Below are 21,831 nucleotides of genomic sequence, written 5' to 3'. Positions count from 1 at the left end.
GTAATGACTGATGCGCGTAACACAATCCATGCTTTCACAAAATTCACTAAAACATATTCAAAACAACTATCAAAAGCTTGGTAAGTTAGAAGAGCAGTTATATACCGGCAAAAAAGTGAATCGCCCGTCTGATGATCCTGTAGCAGCGATGAAAGGGGTCAATTACCGTTCCCAAGTAACGGCTGTATCCCAATATCAACGCAATTTAGGTGAAGTATATAACTGGATGGATAATACGGAATCGGCACTGGATGAAACGAATAAAATTATCCAACGTATCCGTGATCTTACGGTACAGGCTTCCAGTGATTCATATGATGCAGGTCAACGTAAGAACGTGGCTAGTGAAATTGAACAGCTGCGAAATCAATTAGAAACGATTGCCAATACTAAAGTGAATAATAAGTATATTTTTAACGGCTCAGATACAACGAATAAGCCAGTAGATTTAAAGAAAATTGATCAAAATGTTGATATCAGCACAATTGATGCGAATAATGCCAAGGATTATGTACTTTTCGATGAGAAGGGTAGTCAGCTTGTTTGGAATGAATCTTCGAATGCATTTAAAGCTCAAGATGGCACTGAAATCGGATTCCCGATACCAGATTCTTTTGTAGCGAAAGAAAAAGGGGCGGTTGCTAGCAATGCTGAAGGCGTAAAAATTGAAGTTTCTGCAGGCATTCATCTCGATGTGAATAGTAAGCCGCAAAATGTCTTTTCATTAGATTTATTTAAAGATATTGGCAACTTAATTGATAAGTTGAATTCACCTGATACAACAGCGGATGATTTATCTGGGGAGCTGGATATGATTGATCATCACCATAATAATGTAATCTCCGAAATGGCAGATATCGGTGCTAAATCTAATCGAGTAGAGATGGTTGAAAGTCGTTTAGGGAATCAAGAGATACTTGCCAAAACCATGATGTCTAATAATGAAGATATCGATGCAGAGAAGGTCATTATTGAATTAACATCCCAAGAAGCCCTCCACCGTGCTTCTTTAGCAGTAGGAGCAAGCATTATTCAACCAACATTAATGGACTTTTTACGATAAAAAACGCTGACGACGGTTCATCTCTAGAGATGGGCCGCTCGTCATGTAAAGAGCGGTGAATCTATGCATACACCTTATTTAGAAATAACGACAAAACAGGCGCAACTTGGTATCAATTATTATCAACCTGTGATGAAAATCAAACAGTCGCAAGCAGACGTTTCGATGCATCAGCCACCAGCAAAGCTTACAATTAGTCATGAAGCATCCCGGCTTTTTATTGATCAATCAGAGGCGCGAGCTGATCTGGATAATAAAGGGGCAGGCAGGCGAGTCGCAGAAGCGGCTGAACAGGCAAAGATGACGGCAATTACAGGGATCTCTAGGCGGGTTCGTGAAGGTGATGCGATGATGAAAATTGAAAACGGAGCAGGTGCCATTCCACAAATTGCGAAACAAAATAGTGAGCCCAACCAAAAGACACCAGGGATCGGCTATTTACCGAAAAACCATTTCCGGGTACAAATCGATTATGATCCAGGGAGCGTCGATGTGAACGTAACCCCGCAAACGCCAGTCATTGATGTAAGTATCAATCGACCACAAATCGCTCATGAAAACTGGCAAGCGCAAATTTATTTACAGCAAAAAGAAGCGATTAACTTTGAACTAAGAGATTTTCAAGTGGATCAGCTTATTTAAGGAAGTGTTACGATGAAAATTGAGACAAAATATCAAGGGACAGTTGAAGTGTCAGCAGAGCAACACCTTCATTTTCCGGTAGGCTTGCCAGGGTTTCCAGAAGAACAGCAATATGTGCTTCTTCCCTTTTTAGAAGAACTCCCTTATTTTATTTTACAATCAATCAATACGGCTGAGTTAGCGTTTGTCGTTGTAGACCCGTATGCCTTTTTTGCTGATTACGAATTTCAGCTCAATGAAGCATCGCAACATGCGCTGCAAATTGAACAACCGGAAGATGTAGCTACTTTTGTCATTCTCACGTTAAAGGAACCGTTTAAGTCATCAACGGCGAATTTGCAAGGTCCATTGGTGATTAATATGAAAAAACGAATGGGGAAACAGCTTGTCTTAAATGATGCGCGCTACAAGACGAAGCATCCGTTATTCCAGCTTATGGAGGAGGATGCCTCATGCTCGTATTAACCCGTCGCAAAAACGAATCGATTATCATTAATGAAAACATCGAAATCACGATCGTCGCCGTCGAAGGAGACCAAATCAAACTTGGCATCCAAGCACCAAAAGACATCGACATCTACAGAAAAGAAGTATACCTACAGATCCAGACAGAAAACAACGAAGCCGCACAAAACCCTGTTGATTTAATGGCACTATTGAAAAATAATACTGAGAAATAAACCGGTTGGAGATATCGGTTTATTTTTTTTATATTTTTTCTGAAGATAAACAAAGGAAACAAGAATTCATGTTGGAGTAATGAGAAGGCAATAGAGACAAGTATTTTTTAAATTATTAATTTTTTATAAAAAAGTATTAAACAAACTTTATAGCACTCCGATAATAAATAAGAATAAAGCGACAAGCTTTACTTCAATCCACAAGGACGTGGAAAAATACAACTCATGGAGGAATTCAAATGATTATCAACAATAATATTTCAGCATTAAACACGTATCGTCAATTAGGCGTAAACAACAATGCAAACGCTAAAGCGATGGAGAAATTATCTTCAGGTCTTCGTATTAACCGTGCAGGAGATGACGCAGCAGGTCTTGCAATCTCTGAAAAAATGCGCGCGCAAATCCGCGGTTTAGACCAAGCTAGCCGTAACTCTCAAGATGGTATCTCAATGATCCAAACTGCTGAAGGAGCGCTACAAGAATCACAAAACATTCTTCAACGTATGCGTGAACTTGCTACACAAGCAGCCAATGACTCAAACGTTGGATCTGACCGTGAAGAAATCCAAAAAGAAATCAACCAATTAACTTCAGAAATCAACCGTATCGGTAATACAACAGAATTCAATACACAAAAATTAATCGATGGTGGGAAAGATGGTTCAGAAGCAGTAGCAGCTGTTGCTGGAACAACATCATTTGTTGCAGCTACTGGTGCTGACGCCACTCTAACGATTGATGGTACTGACGTTACTATTGAGGCTGCTGATGATTTAGCTGCAATTGTAGGTAAAATTAATGGAGATGCAGAATTAAGCGCAAAATATACTGCTGCAATTGATCCTGATGATAATACAAAAATATTATTAACACAAAATGCTGGCCAAGAGTCTGCAACAGCAGCAACTGTAGTTGGTGGCACTGATGTTGTTAATACAGCTGGAGCAGAAGGAAAAGCTGCTGGAGCAGGTTCTAGCATTACTTTCCAAATTGGTGCAAACGAAAACCAAAGCATGAGCATCAATATTTCTGATATGAGAGCATCTGCTTTAGGAATCACTACTGCTGATACAACTGATTCTAAATTAGGTGTAACTGACGGGACAAGCTCAACAATCCAAGAATCTGCTCTAAGTGTATTAACTCACGAAGATGCAGCTGCAGCGGTTACTAAATTCCAAGAAGCAATTGATAAAGTATCTGCAGAGCGTTCTAAACTAGGTGCTAGCCAAAACCGCCTAGAGCACACAATCTCTAACTTAAACAACTCTTCCGAAAACCTTCAAGCAGCTGAATCACGTATCCGTGACGTAGATATGGCTAAAGAAGTTATGGAAATGACACGTACAAACATTCTTTCTCAAGCTTCTCAAGCGATGCTTGCGCAAGCAAATCAAAAACCACAAGCGGTTCTTCAATTATTAGGTTAATTCGTCGCTTATTGGTATTTTCATCTAAGAAGTCTCAGCTTTGTCTGGGGCTTCTTTTTGTCTTTTTAGGTAAAAAGACCTTATGTATAAGAAAAAGGTCGCTGTTTTTTCTCTAATAAAAACCGAACTTTAGATTGATAGAGAGCCTTATGGTTGTTTCCGATATAAAGAGAAAATAGGTGATTTCGGTAAGGGGCGAATAGGGATGAGAGTAGAGTCGAATATGAGAATGATGGTGGACTCGCCTTTTGTTATTCAGCAGAAAGAAAAAAGTCAACCTGAAAGAAATTTTACAATAAAAGATAAAGCAAAGGTGTCTGCTCCTGACGTACAAAAAGACTTCTTGCAATCAAAGGTGGAGCAGGCAAATAGTCATTTGCAGACGCATTATACTTCGGTACAGTTCCAGTTACATGAAAAGCTCGATCGCTATTATGTAGAAGTTGTTGATGCGGATACTAAAGAAGTCGTTCGTGAAATACCACCGAAGGATTTCCTTGATATGATTGCAGAAATGACAGAATTTCAAGGGCTTATGGTGGATCAAAAAGTCTAGAAGCTACTGGCTGATGCTAGTGGCTTTTTATTCGTGAACAGTGGCAATTAGTCATATTTTTACTGTAAACGATAGGACTATAGTCGATATAATAAATAGATAGAGAGAAAAGGGGACGGATGGTCATGGCGAATTTTCGAATAGGTGGTTTAGCATCTGGTTTAGATACAGAATCCTTAATTAATGATTTAATGAGAGTACAGAGAGTGCCGATTGATAAATTGTCACAAAAGAAACAAACGCTCGAATGGCAGCGCGATTCATATAGAGATATTAACTTAAAACTAGCATCATTCCGCGATATGACTTTAAATATGCGCTTGCAATCTTCATTTTTATCAAAAATTACGACTTCTTCTAATAGCAACAAAGTCACAGCAACGGCAGATTCGACAGCAGGGAACGGATCTTATACATTGTCTGCCGTGAGTAGATTGGCGACTTCTGCTACGAATGCGAGTGCGGGAAGAATAACTAGTACAGATGAAAAACTAGATACAACGAAAAGTCTATATAGCCAAAAGGACATTTTTGAAAATAGTTCATTTGATTGGAAGAGTACCGAACAAAGTATAAACGAAGAAATCACAGTAAAGAAAGCAGGAACCGAATTTTCATTACAAAAGCTTGGTAAGCATAATATAGAACAAATGGATAGTGTTACAGTTGGTACAGACAACTACCAAGTGGTGACGAGCCTAGATGACTTAGATGCTAGTCAAAAGCAAGTGTTTGTAGATGAGAAAACAGGCAAAATGACTTTCAGCCAACAAATTCCCGCCGACAGTAAAATTGAAGTGGAATACAGTATGGTTCAAAAAGATACAATTTCTGTTGGCTCTGCAACAAAAGAAGTGCAACTTTCACAAATAGGGATCACAGAATTTGAGGATAGCATTACTTTTACATGGGACAAAAAAGATGCAGCTGGTAACATCATTAAAGACACGAATGGTGACCTAATAAAAGAAACGAAAACATTTACTGCTGGTACGGATATGAATAATCTAGCAGAAGATCAATTTTATTTAGATAAAGAAACAGGCAAAATCACTTTCGGCTCTGACCTACAAGCAGGTGCAAAAGCGGAAGTGAGTTATGACCACCAATACTTTGAATTCAGTATGTCTACATACAATGAAACAGGTGAAGTGAGCCAAACATTTACTTTCGATGCCCGTGATTCTTTAACGACAGTCATCGATAAAGTGAATAAATCGTCCTTAGGTGTCAATATGTTTTATGACCAACATTCTGATAAAGTAACGATTGCCCGAACGTCAACAGGTGATTTTAATCAAAGTGGCGATGGGAAAGAGATTTCTTTTAATGGTAGTCCGTTTTTAAATAATGTTCTAAAACTTGATAGCAATAATGAAAAAGGTGGAGAAAATGCGAAGTTTACTTTAAATGGTTTAGAAACGGAGAGAACCTCTAATACGTTTACAGTAAACGGTGTTTCTTTTACTTTGAAGGATACATTTGATGCTGTTAATGGCGATTCGCCTGTTACAATCTCAATCAATAACGACACCGATCAAGCCGTAGAAAAAATCAAAGAATTCGTAGAAAAATACAATGAATTAATAGATAATATACAAGGACAGTTATCTGAAGAAAAATATCGTGATTATGCACCGTTAACAAGTGAGCAACGTGAGGCGATGTCTGAGAAGGATATTGAGCTTTGGGAAGAAAAAGCGAAAAGCGGTTTACTTCGTTCAGATCAACAATTAAGTAGTTTACTAAGTAATATGCGGATGAACTTTTATACACCGCTAGAAGGTGCTACGAGTGAATATAACCAGCTGTCAGCTATTGGTATTACCACAACGAAAAATTATTTAGAAGGTGGTAAGCTTGAAATCAATGAAGATAAGCTGAAGGAAGCATTGGAAAATGATGCAGAAGGTGTATTTAATTTGTTTGCAGCAGATGGGGATACACTTGGTGAACAAGGGATTTCTAGACGATTGCGAGATACCGTTACACAATCAATCGATGCGCTTACCTTAAAAGCGGGTAATGGCATGAAGACAAATAGTCAATTTACTATTGGGAAAAATTTAGATGATATCAATAATCGTATAACTGAACTAGAATCGAAATTAGCAGATAAAGAGCAAAGGTATTGGTCACAATTTGCAGCGATGGAGACCCAAATGCAAAAAATGAATGAGCAAATGAATTATATGCTCACACAATTCGGTTATAGCTCGCAATAAGGAGTGAAAAGATGACAACCAACCCGTACCAAAAATATCAACAAACTTCTATTAATACAGCCACACCGGCAGAACTAACGATGATGCTTTACAACGGTTGTTTGAAGTTTATTAGCATTGCCAAGCAAGCAATGGAGCAAGGTGAAGTTGCAAAGCGCAATGAAAATATGCAGAAGGCGCAAAACATCATACAAGAATTTATGGTGACACTCAATCAAGAGGTTGAAATATCTAGTGATCTGCTACGAATCTATGATTATGTGTTGAGAACCTTAGTTGACGCCAATACACGCAATGATCTAACAGCCTTAAAAGAAGCGGAATCAATGATTATGGATCTTCGTAATACATGGAAAGAAATGATGTTAGCGCAGAAAAAACCCCAAATGGTTAGCAGTGAACAATCATGACAGCGACAACTGATTTGATCGTTTGTACGCGTGAGTTATTGCTTCATTTAAACCAAGGCTTACCTGAACATGAACGAGAAGCTTACATAAAGAAGACGGATGATTTGCTTGATCAACGATTTATTTTAATGAGACAAGTTGATTTTCAGTCAACAGAAGCTCAGAAGATGAAAGACGTGCTATTGAAGCAGGATCGCGCCATTAAACAATTATTAGATCAGCACCAGCAAATCATTAAGGATGATATCAAAAGATTGAAGGTGCAGAAAGTAAAGAGTAAGCAATATGCGAATCCGTATGAAGCTGTTGGGATGAGCGACGGTGTTTTTTATGATAAACGAAATTAGGTGATGAAGTTGAAGGAGGAGCAGTATATTCTCCTAAGAGAGTATTGTTCTGTGTTAAATACACTAGAAGAAAGCTTTACCTATATTGTAGATAGCTTCACAGATTTAGATAAAGACGATGGTGATGCGCTTCTTTTTGAGGTTATTGATTCTTTTCCACAAATCAAAGCAGTGAACGAGCAATTACTGCATTTGTTTAAGGAAAACAGTGAAATGGTTCATATTATGCATGTGTTTGAAAAGGTGCAGGAACAAGCTGATCGACTGGAGCAAACCATCGGTAACGCGCCAGAAAAACAAGAAATATTACGTGAGCAATTTTTCCCTTTGTTTGCAGCTTGGCACCGAATGATAGACTATGAATTGCAACCTTATTTATTTTCTTAATTACGTTAAAAAGGTTTTAGCAGGACTTTTTACGGGTAACATAGAAATATAGAGTATAGTCTTATTTAAAGACTAGCTGATAAGGATTAGCTGAAGAAGGACAGGCTAAATCATCCTTATGACTCTTATAAAGAGAAGGAGGAGTTCACTTATGAATTTTAACATTCGGGGTGAAAACATTGAGGTAACTCCAGCAATCAGAGACTACGTCGAGAAGAAAATTATGAAGTTGGAAAGATATTTTACTGAAACTCCTAATGTAAATGTAAACGTAAACCTGAAAACCAATAATGATAAAACGTCAAAAGTTGAAGTAACGATTCCGATGACGAATCTTGTACTTCGAGCAGAAGAGGCTCATGCTGATATGTATGCAGCCATCGACTTAATCAACGACAAGTTGGAGAGACAGATTCGTAAACATAAAACGAAAGTCAATCGAAAATTCCGCGAAAAAGGCGGCATTAACGAATTATTCGCTACTTTTGAGGAGCCTGAAGAACACCCAGAAGAAGACAATGACTTAGAGGTCGTTCGCCAAAAGCACTTTGACCTTAAGCCAATGGACAGTGAAGAGGCCATTTTACAAATGAACATGCTCGGCCATAGCTTCTTCGTCTTCACCAACGCAGCCACAAGCTTAACAAACGTTGTATACAAACGAAAAGATGGGCGCTACGGACTCATCGAAGCGCAATAATATAAAAGCAAGCAGGTAGGTGCTATGGCACTGCCTGCTTTTTTCATGTGCGAAAGAAGTTTATACCACAGAAGATAAATACTAGCAGAACATTAATATGTCTTCCCTTCGTAAGTTATGCAAGTATTCATATAGCTCCCATTATTAAGATACGTTCTCTAATTTGAGCTCGCCATTCTTTTAGTAGTTCTTTTGTTTGTTCGTATTCCTTTGCTTCAATGGATAGGTAAAGTGCTTCATTATAATGAGCACCAGAAAAAATCCGTTTTTCTGGGTAAAGCAAGTAACTGGCCATAGAACCAATGATGATTTTGTCCATATGCTGATCCATAATTTGAAGCATGATTTGGTTTTGTCCAGCAGCTATGATTTGTCTTATGAATTGTAATGAGTGAGTCGCATAAGAGAAATAACGATCGTTCTCTTTATCTAGTAGTTGTTGCTCTAAATGTTCATTTAAAAGTGATAAATTAAATGAATAAAGCGGATTTGTTTCTACCTTTTCAAGCGCATACATTTGATGGGTGAAAATGACTTCGAACATATCTAGTATCTCTTTAGATGATACTTCCTTCACCATCACACCTCTATTTTTTAAGGAGATCACTAACCCTTCTAGTTCAAGTTTAGCAATCGCATTAGAGATGGGTGTTCGACTCATAGCTAATTCCTCTGATAATTTATATATGGATAGTAGGCTTCCCGGTAGGTATTCGCAAGTAAGAATTTTCGTTCGAATGGTGTGATAAGCGGTATCTATTAAAGATTTTGTCATTGTCCTAATTCCTCTCTGTCTAAATCCATTAATTGAACATCCTATGATTATACAATTATAGCGATGATTTCCTAAGAATACATCTTGTAACCTTTGAATTTACAATAAATTTAAAAATTTCACCAAACTCATAAAATGATTCATGTTAGATTAACATCTTATTAACATGCTAGTTGTATACTTCAGTTGTATTTAAATAAAGGAGGACAACTGGATGCATGTTATAGATCAAAAAAAGCTTGGGACGCAACATTATTTTAAAGAAGATTTTTCTAAGAATGGTAAGAGACCTTGGTTTGGAGACATGTCCACTCACCTTGAAAATGATTTTTCGTTTGTAGTTGTTGGTGATCGCTGTGGGATTACAACACCAGGCATTTTTGAGAAAGGTTTGCAGGTGGTAAAAGGCCTTAATCCTGATTTTGTCCTTTCAGTAGGTGATTTCATTGAAGGTTATTGGGATCAAGAGGAAGCGGCCCATGGAGAGTGGGACTATATTGATCAGTTAATTAAAGAGGTAGACATCCCATTTTATTTAACAGTTGGTAACCATGACTATGGAAATGACACTATGGTTAAAGTTTGGCGTGAGCGAAAAGGTTTTGAGTATTACGCTTTTCGATTAAATGATTATTTATTTTTAGTGCTGAATACAGAGGAAAATCCTTTAGGTATGCCTGAATCTTTTGTAAAGAGTTTTAGGGATATTACCAATCAAGTAGTTGAAAATCCAGCAAAAGCTAGAGGGTACATTGAAGAATTCTTCGGACAAATGACTGAAGGGGCTTCGGAGGAAGATATTGAGAAGGGTAACTTACCTCATATTTCAGATGAGCAATTACAGTTTTTTGCTGAAGTGTTACATGAAAATAATGATGTGAAACATACTTTTGTATTTATGCATAAGCCAGCTTGGAAAACGAAGGATCCTAAGTTCAGCCAATTTGAGAATATGCTTGAATCAAGAATGTATACGATGTTTGCAGGACACCTTCATCAATTGGAAGTAACGAAAAAAAATAACAGAAATTATATTCAAATGGGTCGTACGGGTGCATGTTGGCACGGTGATAGTGTTGGATCGATCGATCATATTCTTTTTGTAACAGTAAAAAATGGCGAAGTTGGTTTTCAAGTTATCGAACTAGATGGTGTCAGTGATTTGGAAAAGTATGAGGTGAATCAATGACAACAACTGGACTTTATTCACAAACTGTTCCCCTAAAAGGGGCTCTGAATTTTCGTGATATGGGAGGGCTCGTTACCGTAGATGGTCGAAAAGTACGAAGCGGCATCATATATAGAGCGGGAGATTTAAGTGGATTAACGACAGATGATATTGCTCAACTGTCTAAACAAAAGATTAAATATATATTTGACTATCGTAGAGAAGATGAAGCAAATGAAAAACCTGATCCGGAAATTGGTAGTGCCAAGCTTTTACGAGTACCGGTAATCGCTGAGGATAATATCGCCGAGCAAGTATCGAAAGTAAAGAAAAAAGAAGATGTATTCAAACACTATACTAAAGAAACATTTTTAACACTCTATTCTACTTTTCCGGTTCGAAATGCTTCTTACCAAGCTTTGATGAATTTATTAAAAGAACCAGAGAAAAACTTGCCGCTAATCCATCATTGTGCTGGAGGAAGGGATCGAACAGGTATAGGCGCTATGATTATTTTACTTACACTCGGTGTGCCATTTTCAACTGTGATGGAAGATTACCTTTATTCTAATGTTGCTTTAGCCACTTTTCATGAGCAAATGTTTCTGCAGGCAGAAGCAGCACTTGTGGAAGAGGAGTTCTTGCAATTAAAAGCAGCCTTTTTATTGCAAGAAGAATATTTACTTGCAACTAAATCTGCTATAGAAGAAATATACGGCGATTTTGACACTTATTTGTACCTAGAGTTTGGAATAACAAATGAAATAAGGAAAAAAATAAAAGATTTCTGCTTGCAAGAGTAATTTTCTAAAGGGGGAAATGAACATGGATAAATTAAGGTTTGCTCATTTATCAGATACACATATTCTAAGAGAATATAAAGGCAGTTTAATTGAAACATTAACAGGTGTTGACAATAACCCAACTGAAACGTTGAAAGGAATACTACAAGCAATCACACAAGATGAAAAAGCGCCAGATTTCATTTTAATTAGTGGGGACCTTGTTCACGAAGGGACAGTTGAAGATTATGCTTTCTTAGCTAAATTACTAGAAGATCATATCATAGATATTCCTTATTATTTAGCTTTAGGGAATCATGATGTGACAGAAGCTTACTGGGAAGGTATAGGCAACGTAAAAGGAGAGAAGCGGGACTTATTTTACGAAGCAATTATTCAAGGCTATCGCCTAATCGTACTAGATTCTAGCTATGATCATAGTGGAAAAGGTGTAGTGAGTGAGGAACAACTCCAATGGTTAAAGGAGACATTAGCTCAGCCTGCCCCTAATGGTTCGATTGTTGTTGTCCATCATCCATTGGAAGCTGGACATGTGGTCGATGGCCATAGCTTATCGAATTCAGCAGAGGTATTGGCTATTATAAAAAATACCGATGTCAAACTAGTTCTTAGTGGTCATACTCATCAGAATAAAGTAACTACCTATGAAAATATTCTATTATCTACTGCGGGAGGAACTTCTTTTAGTATGGAAATTGGTCAAGAATTAGCTTCGTTTAATAATCGTACGGGCTATAGCATATGTACATTAGGCGAAAATGGTGCAAGTGTAGAACAAGTTAGGTACCCAGATAAGTTTGATACATTTTTATCAGTAGAATTGAAGCAGATGCTTCAGCATTCTTAAGTGAAGGGGGAGAGGTAAATGGTTAAATTAAAAAGTAAGAGGCTCTTTATTATGCTCATTCTATTGTTAGGTATCGCTTCAGTGTTAAGTGGTTGTAGCTCTTCTGACGCTTCAACCGTCTCACAGGAAATGGGAGAATTAGACCCAGAGAATCCTACAAAGATAACTTTTTATTCTTATAGTTTAGCTGCTCCAACAATGAAAGAGGGTATGGAACATCTAATTAATGAGTTCAATGACACAATTGGAAAAGAAAAGGGTGTCATTGTTGAAGGGGTTGCTGATGCCTCTTATCAACAGTTTAAGGCAGATATTGCGGCTGGAAAAGCGGTTGATATTGTTCAACATACTTTTTCAACATTAGATAATTCAAGAGAAACTCTCGGATTCCAAGCTTATGAAGATGTGTTTCCAGCAGAAGAATTAAACAATCATTTCAATGGCATTTCAGATAATGCATTGAGTTTAGGGAAAATTGATGGAAAGACATATGGGTTGGCATTTACATTTAGCACACCGATTGTTTTTATGAATGGAAAATTATTCGAAGAAGCAGGCTTAGATCCAACAAAGCCACCACAAACGTGGGAAGAGGTTAAGGAATATTCACTTAAAATAAATGAAGCGACAGGCAAAGATGGCTTTGCGTTAGCACCGGATAATGGTTGGACAACTGAAGGTGTGATATTAAGTAATGGAGGCAAAGTACTTTCTGATGATCGTAAGGAAGCGCAATTCGCAAATCAAGAAAGTATTGAAGCGATTGAAATGTGGAAGGATCTCTATCAAAACGGTGCCCATGCAGTTGGGAGTGATACGGAGTTACCCGAGCAATTTATGGCTGGTAATCTAGGAATGTACATTACTTCTACTGCATTGCATAGCGGATTTAAAAATGCTTCCGAAGCAGGTGGCTGGGAACTTTACGGCGCTGGTTTACCATCATTCGGAAACAATCCGTCTGTACCAGTGAACTCTGGAAGTGTTTTAGCTGTTAGACCAGATAATGATGTGAAAAAGGCAGCGGTGTGGGAGTTTATTAAATATGTTACTGGTAATGAAGGCTATACAATTATAACTTCTGAGGTAGGCTATTTACCGCTCAGAACAGAGTTAGCTGATGATCCCAATTATTTAAAAGGATTTATTGACGAAAATCCATTATATAAAATCAACTTGGAGCAATTGAAAAACATCCAACCAGCAGTAATTTGGCCAGCGGAATATGCAACTGAAATGTCCAATATATTTAGAGATGCGATTGTTCAATCGGTTTCAACGGATGCAGATGTAGAAAAAACTTTAAAAGTAGCAGAAGAAGAAATTAACCAATTAATACAATAGGTGTTCATGAGAGAAGGGAATCTTATGAGTGAGGTAAAAAGCATAATCGTATCAGAGCAAGGAAAAAAAGTGAACGGGCAGAAAAACAGACGTGTTGCTCGTTCACTTATAAAATGGAAACCTTATTTATTTTTACTACCTGCAATTCTTTTATTAGGGGTTTGGATGTATAAACCGTTACTATCTACTTTTGTTTTAGCCTTTCAAAAGTGGAGTATGGTCCCAGGCACAGAACCTATTGCAGTAGGGTTAGATAATTTTATTCGCTTGTTCCAAACTAAGGACTTCGTTCAATCTATCGAAAATACAGTTTTTTATACAGTGGGTATACTACCTTTCTCTATCATCATTCCAATGCTTTTAGCTGTAGCAACAAATGGGTTAAATGGCAGAGTGAAAAATGTGTATCGGGCAATGTTTTTCATCCCAATGATATTGGCACCAGTAACTGTAGGGGCAATCTGGAGATGGCTCTTTCATCCTGCCAATGGATTAGTCAATATTACATTACAAAAACTTGGAATCACCGATGCAAACATCTCTTTCTTTACTGATCCAGTCTATGCGAAATGGCTCATTCTTTTGATGACAGGATGGGGCTTGATTGGATTTAGTACGATTATTTTCTCTGCAGCATTGACCAATATTAACAGAGATTATTTCGAAGCAGCAGCTTTAGATGGTGCGACGAAATGGAAGCAATTAATGACGATCACTATTCCTTTATTGTCACCAACAATATTGTTTATGCTCACAATGAGTATTCTATTTTCTAGTCAATTTACCTTCGCTTATATTGATATTTTAACAGCAGGCGGTCCGTTCGGTACGTCAACGAATATTTATTATGAGATGTATAAATATGGATTCAGTAACTTAAATGCAGGATTAAGTTCAGCAGCCGCGACGTTATTTTTTATTGTATTTGCGATCATTGCTATCGGTTTAAATGTGTTAACGAAAAAATTTGCATTCTATGATAATTAAGGGAGTAAAAGTGATGAAACGGATAAAATCAGTAACGGTACTTCAGCATTTTCTATTAATAATGATGAGTATCATCGCTATTTTCCCACTATATTGGATGATTATCTCTTCATTTAAAAATGAATCTGAAATTTTCACAAGTTCTTTTATACCACAGGCACCAACATGGCAAAATTATCTATATGCATTCGCAGAAATGCCTATCATACAAATGTTATTTAACTCATTTGTAGTTGCTACTTTAATGACGATTTTGCAGTTGTCAACCAGTTTATTAGCGGGGTATGCATTAGTCCGATGGAGTTTTAAAGGGAAACTTTTAATTTTTACATTACTTAGCTTAACTTGGCTGATTCCTTTTCAAGCGGTAATGATTCCAAACTATGTGTTGATTAATCAAATGGGCTTAAATGAAAATCCATTAGGTATTGTCTTACCATTCGCTGCATCAACCTTTGCTATTTTATCAATCTATCAAAGTTTTAAGTCATTTCCTACTGCACTAATTGATGCGGCAAGGTTAGATGGAGAGTCTGACCTCGGTATTTTATTAAGAATTATCCTTCCAAATATTCGTTCGACCGTCATTTCATTGGGCATTATTCTTTTTATTAATGCTTGGAATGAGTATTTATGGCCAATGTTAGTGACGAAAGAAATGGAGAATGCACCCATTCAAATTGGATTGAAGTCTTTTGTCAATTCGGATGTGAATATGTGGGGATCACTGATGGCAGCTACAACTATCTCATGTATACCGATATTACTTATCTACTTATTTTTACAAAAACATATCGTTGACTCTTTTGTTCGATTTGGCATCAAATAAATAAGCTGGAGGCGTAAATTATGGGGAGTATCAAAGTTGAACAAATGAAGAAATCTTTCGGTCAAAAAGAAATACTAAAAGGAATCGATGTTGATATACCAGATGGATCCTTTGCCATTTTACTAGGTCCTTCAGGATGCGGTAAGTCAACGCTATTGCGTATGATTGCTGGTTTAGAAGAACCGACAAGTGGGTCTATTTTTATTAATGACCAAGATATTACCTATAGCGAGCCTAAAGACCGTGATATCGGCATGGTTTTTCAAAATTATGCATTGTATCCGCATATGACAGTATTTAAGAACATTGAATACGGATTAAAAATAAAAAAAATAGAGAAAAACAAACGTCTGATCATGGTAAATAAAGTGATTGAGATGGTGGAGTTAACAGAACACGCTAATAAGCGTCCAGGTGAGTTATCAGGGGGGCAAAGGCAAAGGGTGGCGTTAGCGAGGGCTATTGTTAAAAGGCCGCACGCGTTTCTAATGGACGAGCCTTTGTCCAACTTGGATGCAAAACTGAGGAATCAAATGAGACAAGAACTTATTGAATTACAAAAAGAATTACAAACTACCTTTCTTTATGTCACACATGACCAAATTGAAGCGATGTCAATGGGGTCATATATCATTATTATGAACAATGGTCATATCATGCAAAAAGGGACACCGAAGGAGATCTATACAAATCCAGCCAATCTATTCGTAGCACAATTTATCGGCTCACCCCCCACAAATATATTGTCTTATGGTGATTATTCCATCGGTATCCGACCAGAAAATATGAGTATGAAGGAAGATGACCTTAATGTGAATGCTGATTATGTATTAACAGGTGCCGTTGTTTCTACTGAACATTTAGGTGGAGAATCTATCTATTGTCTTACAACGGATTGGGGGAAAGTTTTTGTAAAAGGTGAGTCCACTTGGCAAACACCTACTAAAGAATCCCTAATCGCATTTTCAAAAGAAGATGTCTTGGTATTTGATAAGAGTGGGGAAAGAGTGAGAGATGTTAATTTGGTAGAAAATCTTTTAGCAGATATGAAGGTAAGTAATAATAGAAGAGAACCAGTAGTTTTATAACAGGTATGCGCAATTCCAGGTAGGAGATTGCGCTTTTTTAAGTTTTGTAGGGGCCACCGGGAATTATTCATTTGCCGAATCGATTTTTTCTGGTGCTTCTTTTATTTGTGCCCCCACAGTAAAATTTCGACGTTTGTTGTATAGCTCACAACCTTTGCTAAATATCGCTTATTTTAGGATACATGATCAAAAAGCTGAATAAACAAAAGCCCCTTCTAAAGTAGAAGAAAGGGCTGATTTACATTAGTCTTGCGGAAGAGCTGAAACTTGCCACTCTACTCCATATTTATCAGTTACTTGTCCATATGATGGGCTCCAAAACGTTTCTTGTAGAGGCATTGTAACTTTCCCCTCTTTAGACAATTTCTCAAATATTTGTTTTGATGAATCCACTGAATCGATTTGAATGGCAATGGTTACTTGATTTCCAATCGTATAAGGAGCTCCAGGAAAATTATCGGAAAGCATCATAGTGGTATTGCCTACTTTAAATTGAGCATTCAATACACGGTCCTGTGCTTCACTTGGAAGTGGGTGATCCGGATCCTCTGGCATCTCTCCAAATGTTTGCAACGAAATAAGCTCTGCGTTAAAGACATCAACATAAAATTGCACTGCTTCTTTTCCATTTCCGTTTGTTACTACATAAGGGTTTACTGCTACAATCATTTTTAGCACCTCATCGTCTCATTTTTTTACCACAGAATATTTATTTGTATACCTTGTATCAAACTTTATTTCTATATTTCTACTAAAACAGATTTACACCTTCTATTTCGTAAAAAAAAGAGAAGCATTTAAGCTCTCTCTTAACTTCATACTTTAGATAATCCGAAAATAGTGTTAATAAGTACCCTCTACCATAGCCTTTATCTGCCTGGGAAAATCAACAGGCATAAGTTTCTTTAGATTCCCCTTCATAGGAGATTACGAAAGGAATATTCTTTCAAAAGTCACTTCGACTTCACTTCTTACCGACAGCCTTGAGTAAACAAGATTTTTGCTTCAATAGCTTACATTGATTCATTGTCTTAATTAAACGCAAAAAGCCCTCAACAAGAACAGAGGGCAATCCACATATAAGCATTTATTTCTTCACGAGTTTCTGGTTGTCATCCAAGAGCTTCGAGTACTTCAGTTTCAACCGGTCCGGTGCATATTTAACCATACTTTGGAGAATAAAGGTTGTGAAGAGTACATCATCTGTGATACCGATGATATAAAGAAAGTCTGGAATGAGATCTATTGGAATGAGAATATAGGCAATCGATACGCCTACAGGAAGTAGTTTCTTCCATAAAGGAATATCTTTAGCTGCTAAGTATTCAAAGAAAAAAGGAATGAATCTCCAGAAGGTTAGGACAAACCCAACACGTTTAAAGAATTTCTTCATCTTCCTCTTCCTTTCCGATTGTTGTCTGTTATTTCCCTCATCATACCTGTTGAGACGATTATTGACAATCTAAATGCTGTTTATGTTCATTACCCCTACTCTTTAGAAGATATCCTTTACTCTATCAGTTGAATTATACTGAATCATTCCATCTTTTATAATTTTCTATTAAATGACCTTAGCCCTAGATTAATGTTAGTATAGAATAGCGATAATTTTGTAGGTTAGCCGGGGGCACTTATTGTGAGTCGGCTTTTAGTTGAGTTGGTATATCCGCGATCAACGAAAGTAGATAACTAATCATATATAATAGAACAAGCTGTTCCTAGGTGATGAGAGGAGAATGAAATATGCAAACAGCTGTGAAAATTAATCGAAATGACCCTTGTCCTTGTGGCAGTGGAAAAAAATACAAAAAATGCTGTGCGAAAAAGGAAACAATTACTATTACAGAACTCATTGATAATGAAGTGAGCGAGTTACAAAAAGAATTACGTATTTTTGCGTATCAAAGATATGGTAACGCCATTAGAAGTGAGTATCAACAACTAATGGAAAAACTGGAAGATACCGATAAAGATGACGCGGAATTTTTCGAATTTATGATGCCTTTCTGGTATATTCCATTTAAAACGGTTGAAGACGGTGAAACGATTCTTCATAAGTTTATTGAACATAAAGAATCAGCTGTCTTAAGACCAAGATTACAAGAAATTCTACAATCTTGGAAAGTGGCGATCCCGGTAGCTGGGAAAGTGATTGGACTTGATGATAGAGACCTACATTTTGTTGATACACTGACAAATGAATCGTATACAGTCGTATTAGATGAAGCAATGAATGATTTTTCTGAAGGTTGGTTTGCTTTCGGTGTATTATTCCCATATGAGGACAAATATACCGCTTTCCCTTGCTTATTCGAAGTATCAGAAGGAAAAGCAGCAGATTATGAAGGTTATCTAAAAGATGATTTTGCAGCAATCGGAAATAATCATGCTATCCAATATCTCGAAGATCATTTCTTGGAGCTCATGCATCGCCTTCCAGAGGCAGCAGCAAGTGTAGATATGGATGCTTATGAATGGCCAACCGAAGGGGCTAAACAAGTGGCAGAGCAATTTGAAAAAGATATGACTGCAGCGGGAGAACCGCAATGGGTCATTAATTTCGGTGTAGGTGTGTGGGTAGAATACATTAAACAAACGAATAAACGTATTCAAAAAGCAGAAAATTATATTGCTGCCCTACGTTATTTTGTTTATGAACAGTCAGGTGTCGAATCAAGTATGACACAAAAAGAGCTTGGGGAAAAATACGGGCTAACAGCTGGCCGCGTATCCACTTACTATAGGGATATTCAGAGCCAAGTAGCTGCATTTATTGACGATATTTTTAATAAAACAAAGCAAGATATTTAAATGGGAGAGAAGCTAGTAATGAATCTAGCTTCTTTCTTTATTATTTCGCCGCCCTATATGACAAAAATTACACCGTCACACCTGACAAAAGTTGTCTCTACCCATGCGAAGTGGTATCATTAATACCATATATCATTGTTTCAGGATGACACATTAAATAGACATCTCCAATAGATAAAGGAGCGTTTGTATGCTTGGGATTTTAAATAAGGTTTTTGATGTGAATAAACGTGAATTAAAACGCCTAACGAAAACGGCGGAACAAATAGAAGCATTAGCTTCGAAGATGGAAGCGCTGAGTGATGAACACTTAAAAGCGAAAACGGGTGAGTTCAAAGAGCGTCATCAAAAAGGTGAATCGCTTGAGGATTTACTAGTAGAAGCATTTGCTGTGGTAAGAGAAGCGTCAAGACGTGTGTTTGGCTTATACCCGTATCCCGTACAGTTAATGGGTGGGGCAGCACTTCATGATGGCAACATATCTGAAATGAAAACCGGTGAAGGTAAAACTTTAACTTCGACGATGCCGGTTTATTTAAATGCGATTTCAGGAAAAGGTGTACATGTTGTAACAGTCAATGAATACTTAGTGACTCGTGATGCTACTGAAATGGGACAACTATATGATTTCCTTGGACTAACTGTTGGTTTGAACTTAAATGGTATGTCTAAAGAGGAAAAACAAGCAGCCTATGCAGCTGATATTACTTATAGTACAAACAATGAATTAGGTTTTGATTATTTACGAGACAATATGGTGCTTTATAAAGAGCAAAAAGTGCAACGGCCGTTAAATTTTGCAGTTATTGATGAGGTTGACTCGATTTTAATTGATGAAGCGCGTACACCATTAATTATTTCTGGATCCGCACAAAAATCAACGAAACTTTATTTACAAGCGAATGCCTTTGTTAGCCGCTTAAAGGTAGAGGAAGACTTCACTTACGATGAAAAAACAAAAGGTGTGCAATTAACGGAAGAAGGGATGACAAAGGCCGAGAAAGCTTTTGGCATTGAAAATTTGTTTGATGTTTCTCATGTTTCTTTGAATCACCATATTACGCAAGCGCTAAAGGCACACACAAGTATGCATAAAGATGTGGACTACGTTGTACAAGAAGGCGAAATTGTGATTGTCGACCAATTCACTGGCCGTCTCATGAAAGGTCGTCGTTATAGTGATGGTCTTCACCAATCAATTGAAGCGAAGGAAGGCTTAGAAATTCAGAATGAAAGTATGACCCTTGCTTCCATTACATTCCAGAACTACTTCCGTATGTATGAGAAATTATCAGGTATGACAGGTACAGCAAAAACAGAAGAAGAGGAATTCCGTAACATTTACAATATGAATGTCATTGCAATTCCGACAAACCGTCCTGTTGCACGTGATGATCGTTCTGATTTAATTTATGCAACGGTGGATGGAAAATATCGTGCTTTAGTGGAAGACATAGCAGAACGCCATAAAAATGGGCAACCAGTCCTTGTTGGTACAGTTGCCATTGAAACGTCTGAAATTATCTCAAAATACTTAACGAAAAAAGGGATTCCGCATAATGTCTTGAATGCGAAAAACCATGGTCGTGAAGCAGATATTATTTTAGATGCTGGTAAGTCTGGCGCCGTTACGATTGCTACAAATATGGCTGGTCGTGGTACTGATATCAAACTTGGTGAAGGTGTCAAAGAAGTTGGCGGCTTAGCTGTTATCGGTACAGAGCGACATGAAAGTCGTCGAATTGATAACCAGCTCCGTGGTCGTTCTGGTCGTCAAGGTGATCCTGGTGTCACCCAGTTCTATTTATCAATGGAAGATGAATTAATGCGTCGTTTTGGCTCGGATAATATGAAAAACATGATGTCGAAGCTCGGCATGGATGATTCGCAACCGATTCAAAGTAAAATGGTTTCACGTGCAGTTGAATCCGCCCAAAAACGTGTAGAAGGAAATAACTTCGACGCACGTAAACAATTGCTTTCATATGATGATGTTTTGCGTCAGCAACGTGAGATTATTTATACACAAAGAAATGAAGTGCTTGATTCAGAGAACTTAAGAGAAATTGTCGAGCGTATGGTTCATAGCGTCTTAACACGGAACGTCCACGCTTTTGCTTCACAAACAGAAGAAGATGGTGACGATGAATGGAACTATGAAGGATTAATTGATTACGTTAAAGGAAATCTTCTTCCAGAAGGAACGGTTACGGTGGAAGATATTCGCAGAAAAGAAGCGGATGAAGTAATCGATCATATTTGGGATAAAATCATTGCCTTCTATAATGAAAAAGAAGAAAAAATGCAAAGTGAACAAATGCGCGAATTCGAAAAAGTAATTATGCTTCGTGCTGTTGATACAAAATGGATTGATCATATTGATGCCATGGATCAACTTCGTCAAGGGATTCACCTGCGTGCGTATGGACAAATTGATCCACTGCGCGAATATCAAAAAGAAGGATTCCACATGTTTGAAATGATGATTGCTGCTATTGAAGAAGATGTAGCGAAATATGTGATGAAAGCAGAAATTCGTGACAATCTTCAACGTCAAGAAGTAGCAAAAGGCCAAGCTGTCAACCCGAAAGAAAGTGAAGACGGTAAACAGAAGAAGAAAAAGCCTGTTGTCAAACAAATGGATGTTGGTCGTAATGATCCATGTATTTGCGGCAGTGGAAAAAAATATAAAAACTGCTGTGGTGCAAAAGGTTAACAATATCTGAATAAGAGCCG

At 37.5% G+C, this 21,831-nt stretch carries 23 protein-coding genes; 20 read left to right on the top strand and 3 right to left on the bottom strand.

The features are described 5' to 3' along the window. Positions 1 to 10: 10 nt before the first annotated feature. The 11 genes from flgL to hpf all read left to right on the top strand — a co-directional run bounded on the left by flgL (position 11) and on the right by hpf (position 8,443). Positions 11 to 1,063, top strand: a complete 1,053-nt coding sequence (gene flgL / locus U9M49_RS10035; protein WP_322909706.1) for a flagellar hook-associated protein FlgL — start codon at positions 11 to 13, stop codon at positions 1,061 to 1,063. 63 nt (positions 1,064 to 1,126) lie between these two features. Next, on the top strand, positions 1,127 to 1,705 hold the full coding sequence (locus U9M49_RS10030) for a DUF6470 family protein (RefSeq protein ID WP_322909705.1): 579 nt from the start codon (positions 1,127 to 1,129) through the stop codon (positions 1,703 to 1,705). A gap of 12 nt (positions 1,706 to 1,717) precedes the next feature. Beyond that, the gene (fliW, locus tag U9M49_RS10025; protein WP_322909704.1) at positions 1,718 to 2,170 is read left to right on the top strand and encodes a flagellar assembly protein FliW; all 453 of its coding nucleotides are present in this window, start codon (positions 1,718 to 1,720) and stop codon (positions 2,168 to 2,170) included. After that, complete coding sequence (gene csrA, locus U9M49_RS10020) at positions 2,158 to 2,385, top strand: carbon storage regulator CsrA (RefSeq protein ID WP_095371831.1); 228 nt, start codon at positions 2,158 to 2,160, stop codon at positions 2,383 to 2,385. The genes fliW and csrA overlap by 13 nt, the downstream gene beginning before the upstream one ends. A gap of 239 nt (positions 2,386 to 2,624) precedes the next feature. After that, complete coding sequence (locus tag U9M49_RS10015; RefSeq protein WP_322909703.1) at positions 2,625 to 3,818, top strand: flagellin; 1,194 nt, start codon at positions 2,625 to 2,627, stop codon at positions 3,816 to 3,818. A 205-nt stretch (positions 3,819 to 4,023) separates the two neighbouring features. Next, positions 4,024 to 4,374 carry a flagellar protein FlaG gene (locus U9M49_RS10010; protein WP_307319398.1) on the top strand — a complete coding sequence of 117 codons (351 nt, stop codon included), beginning with the start codon at positions 4,024 to 4,026 and terminating at the stop codon, positions 4,372 to 4,374. A gap of 125 nt (positions 4,375 to 4,499) precedes the next feature. After that, positions 4,500 to 6,599, top strand: a complete 2,100-nt coding sequence (gene fliD, locus U9M49_RS10005) for a flagellar filament capping protein FliD (RefSeq protein ID WP_322909702.1) — start codon at positions 4,500 to 4,502, stop codon at positions 6,597 to 6,599. Positions 6,600 to 6,610: 11 nt separating this feature from the next. Continuing rightward, a complete protein-coding gene (fliS, locus tag U9M49_RS10000) occupies positions 6,611 to 7,009 on the top strand; it encodes a flagellar export chaperone FliS (RefSeq protein ID WP_095371835.1) in 399 nt (132 codons plus the stop codon). After that, on the top strand, positions 7,006 to 7,356 hold the full coding sequence (locus U9M49_RS09995; RefSeq protein WP_251162128.1) for a hypothetical protein: 351 nt from the start codon (positions 7,006 to 7,008) through the stop codon (positions 7,354 to 7,356). Before fliS ends, U9M49_RS09995 begins: the two co-directional genes overlap by 4 nt. A 9-nt stretch (positions 7,357 to 7,365) precedes the next feature. Then, complete coding sequence (locus U9M49_RS09990) at positions 7,366 to 7,743, top strand: hypothetical protein (RefSeq protein WP_180316929.1); 378 nt, start codon at positions 7,366 to 7,368, stop codon at positions 7,741 to 7,743. A 151-nt stretch (positions 7,744 to 7,894) separates the two neighbouring features. After that, on the top strand, positions 7,895 to 8,443 hold the full coding sequence (hpf, locus tag U9M49_RS09985) for a ribosome hibernation-promoting factor, HPF/YfiA family (protein ID WP_095371838.1): 549 nt from the start codon (positions 7,895 to 7,897) through the stop codon (positions 8,441 to 8,443). Positions 8,444 to 8,570: 127 nt separating this feature from the next. Here the strand turns inward: hpf and U9M49_RS09980 are convergent, their stop codons facing one another. Then, positions 8,571 to 9,218, bottom strand: coding sequence for a GntR family transcriptional regulator (locus U9M49_RS09980; protein WP_095371839.1), 648 nt, complete (start codon positions 9,216 to 9,218; stop codon positions 8,571 to 8,573). A gap of 214 nt (positions 9,219 to 9,432) precedes the next feature. Here U9M49_RS09980 and U9M49_RS09975 point away from each other — a divergent pair, with 214 nt between their 5' ends. From U9M49_RS09975 to U9M49_RS09945, 7 genes are read left to right on the top strand one after another with little or no spacing between them, the layout of a single operon-like run. Beyond that, positions 9,433 to 10,407: a metallophosphoesterase family protein gene (locus U9M49_RS09975; RefSeq protein WP_322909701.1), complete on the top strand. Its 975-nt coding sequence runs from the start codon at positions 9,433 to 9,435 to the stop codon at positions 10,405 to 10,407. Then, positions 10,404 to 11,189: a tyrosine-protein phosphatase gene (locus tag U9M49_RS09970; RefSeq protein WP_095371841.1), complete on the top strand. Its 786-nt coding sequence runs from the start codon at positions 10,404 to 10,406 to the stop codon at positions 11,187 to 11,189. The genes U9M49_RS09975 and U9M49_RS09970 overlap by 4 nt, the downstream gene beginning before the upstream one ends. A 22-nt stretch (positions 11,190 to 11,211) precedes the next feature. Then, complete coding sequence (locus U9M49_RS09965; protein ID WP_307319379.1) at positions 11,212 to 12,036, top strand: metallophosphoesterase family protein; 825 nt, start codon at positions 11,212 to 11,214, stop codon at positions 12,034 to 12,036. 18 nt (positions 12,037 to 12,054) lie between these two features. After that, positions 12,055 to 13,380 carry an ABC transporter substrate-binding protein gene (locus tag U9M49_RS09960; protein WP_322909700.1) on the top strand — a complete coding sequence of 442 codons (1,326 nt, stop codon included), beginning with the start codon at positions 12,055 to 12,057 and terminating at the stop codon, positions 13,378 to 13,380. Between the two features lie 24 nt (positions 13,381 to 13,404). Then, a complete protein-coding gene (locus U9M49_RS09955; RefSeq protein WP_095373598.1) occupies positions 13,405 to 14,367 on the top strand; it encodes a carbohydrate ABC transporter permease in 963 nt (320 codons plus the stop codon). A 13-nt stretch (positions 14,368 to 14,380) separates the two neighbouring features. Then, positions 14,381 to 15,196 carry a carbohydrate ABC transporter permease gene (locus tag U9M49_RS09950; RefSeq protein ID WP_322909698.1) on the top strand — a complete coding sequence of 272 codons (816 nt, stop codon included), beginning with the start codon at positions 14,381 to 14,383 and terminating at the stop codon, positions 15,194 to 15,196. 20 nt (positions 15,197 to 15,216) lie between these two features. Next, complete coding sequence (locus U9M49_RS09945; protein WP_095371845.1) at positions 15,217 to 16,284, top strand: ABC transporter ATP-binding protein; 1,068 nt, start codon at positions 15,217 to 15,219, stop codon at positions 16,282 to 16,284. Positions 16,285 to 16,527: 243 nt separating this feature from the next. On the opposite strand, the gene U9M49_RS09940 is transcribed toward U9M49_RS09945, so the two are convergent. Then, positions 16,528 to 16,953: a VOC family protein gene (locus U9M49_RS09940; protein ID WP_095371846.1), complete on the bottom strand. Its 426-nt coding sequence runs from the start codon at positions 16,951 to 16,953 to the stop codon at positions 16,528 to 16,530. Positions 16,954 to 17,371: 418 nt separating this feature from the next. Further along, a complete protein-coding gene (locus tag U9M49_RS09935) occupies positions 17,372 to 17,677 on the bottom strand; it encodes a YkvA family protein (RefSeq protein WP_322909697.1) in 306 nt (101 codons plus the stop codon). 350 nt (positions 17,678 to 18,027) lie between these two features. Here U9M49_RS09935 and U9M49_RS09930 point away from each other — a divergent pair, with 350 nt between their 5' ends. Beyond that, on the top strand, positions 18,028 to 19,095 hold the full coding sequence (locus tag U9M49_RS09930) for a YecA family protein (RefSeq protein ID WP_095371848.1): 1,068 nt from the start codon (positions 18,028 to 18,030) through the stop codon (positions 19,093 to 19,095). 190 nt (positions 19,096 to 19,285) lie between these two features. Continuing rightward, positions 19,286 to 21,811, top strand: a complete 2,526-nt coding sequence (gene secA, locus U9M49_RS09925) for a preprotein translocase subunit SecA (protein WP_322909696.1) — start codon at positions 19,286 to 19,288, stop codon at positions 21,809 to 21,811. Positions 21,812 to 21,831: the final 20 nt, after the last annotated feature.

Origin of the sequence: Cytobacillus sp. OWB-43, from assembly GCF_034651445.1 — a bacterium.
Classification (GTDB): domain Bacteria; phylum Bacillota; class Bacilli; order Bacillales; family Cytobacillaceae; genus Cytobacillus; species Cytobacillus kochii.
Note: the sequence above shows the minus strand (reverse complement) of the source record. Positions and strands in the feature narration are given on the sequence as shown.

Coding starts and splice junctions, on each gene's coding strand:
- csrA (WP_095371831.1), top strand. CDS start 2,158: ATGCTCGTATTAACCCGTCGCAAAAACGAATCGATTATCATTAATGAA.
- U9M49_RS09940 (WP_095371846.1), bottom strand. CDS start 16,953: ATGATTGTAGCAGTAAACCCTTATGTAGTAACAAACGGAAATGGAAAA.
- U9M49_RS09975 (WP_322909701.1), top strand. CDS start 9,433: ATGCATGTTATAGATCAAAAAAAGCTTGGGACGCAACATTATTTTAAA.
- U9M49_RS10015 (WP_322909703.1), top strand. CDS start 2,625: ATGATTATCAACAATAATATTTCAGCATTAAACACGTATCGTCAATTA.
- U9M49_RS10010 (WP_307319398.1), top strand. CDS start 4,024: ATGAGAGTAGAGTCGAATATGAGAATGATGGTGGACTCGCCTTTTGTT.
- U9M49_RS09955 (WP_095373598.1), top strand. CDS start 13,405: ATGAGTGAGGTAAAAAGCATAATCGTATCAGAGCAAGGAAAAAAAGTG.
- U9M49_RS09945 (WP_095371845.1), top strand. CDS start 15,217: ATGGGGAGTATCAAAGTTGAACAAATGAAGAAATCTTTCGGTCAAAAA.
- U9M49_RS09965 (WP_307319379.1), top strand. CDS start 11,212: ATGGATAAATTAAGGTTTGCTCATTTATCAGATACACATATTCTAAGA.
- U9M49_RS09930 (WP_095371848.1), top strand. CDS start 18,028: ATGCAAACAGCTGTGAAAATTAATCGAAATGACCCTTGTCCTTGTGGC.
- flgL (WP_322909706.1), top strand. CDS start 11: ATGCGCGTAACACAATCCATGCTTTCACAAAATTCACTAAAACATATT.
- U9M49_RS10030 (WP_322909705.1), top strand. CDS start 1,127: ATGCATACACCTTATTTAGAAATAACGACAAAACAGGCGCAACTTGGT.
- fliD (WP_322909702.1), top strand. CDS start 4,500: ATGGCGAATTTTCGAATAGGTGGTTTAGCATCTGGTTTAGATACAGAA.
- fliW (WP_322909704.1), top strand. CDS start 1,718: ATGAAAATTGAGACAAAATATCAAGGGACAGTTGAAGTGTCAGCAGAG.
- U9M49_RS09970 (WP_095371841.1), top strand. CDS start 10,404: ATGACAACAACTGGACTTTATTCACAAACTGTTCCCCTAAAAGGGGCT.
- U9M49_RS09960 (WP_322909700.1), top strand. CDS start 12,055: ATGGTTAAATTAAAAAGTAAGAGGCTCTTTATTATGCTCATTCTATTG.
- hpf (WP_095371838.1), top strand. CDS start 7,895: ATGAATTTTAACATTCGGGGTGAAAACATTGAGGTAACTCCAGCAATC.
- fliS (WP_095371835.1), top strand. CDS start 6,611: ATGACAACCAACCCGTACCAAAAATATCAACAAACTTCTATTAATACA.
- U9M49_RS09980 (WP_095371839.1), bottom strand. CDS start 9,218: ATGACAAAATCTTTAATAGATACCGCTTATCACACCATTCGAACGAAA.
- U9M49_RS09950 (WP_322909698.1), top strand. CDS start 14,381: ATGAAACGGATAAAATCAGTAACGGTACTTCAGCATTTTCTATTAATA.
- U9M49_RS09935 (WP_322909697.1), bottom strand. CDS start 17,677: ATGAAGAAATTCTTTAAACGTGTTGGGTTTGTCCTAACCTTCTGGAGA.
- secA (WP_322909696.1), top strand. CDS start 19,286: ATGCTTGGGATTTTAAATAAGGTTTTTGATGTGAATAAACGTGAATTA.
- U9M49_RS09995 (WP_251162128.1), top strand. CDS start 7,006: ATGACAGCGACAACTGATTTGATCGTTTGTACGCGTGAGTTATTGCTT.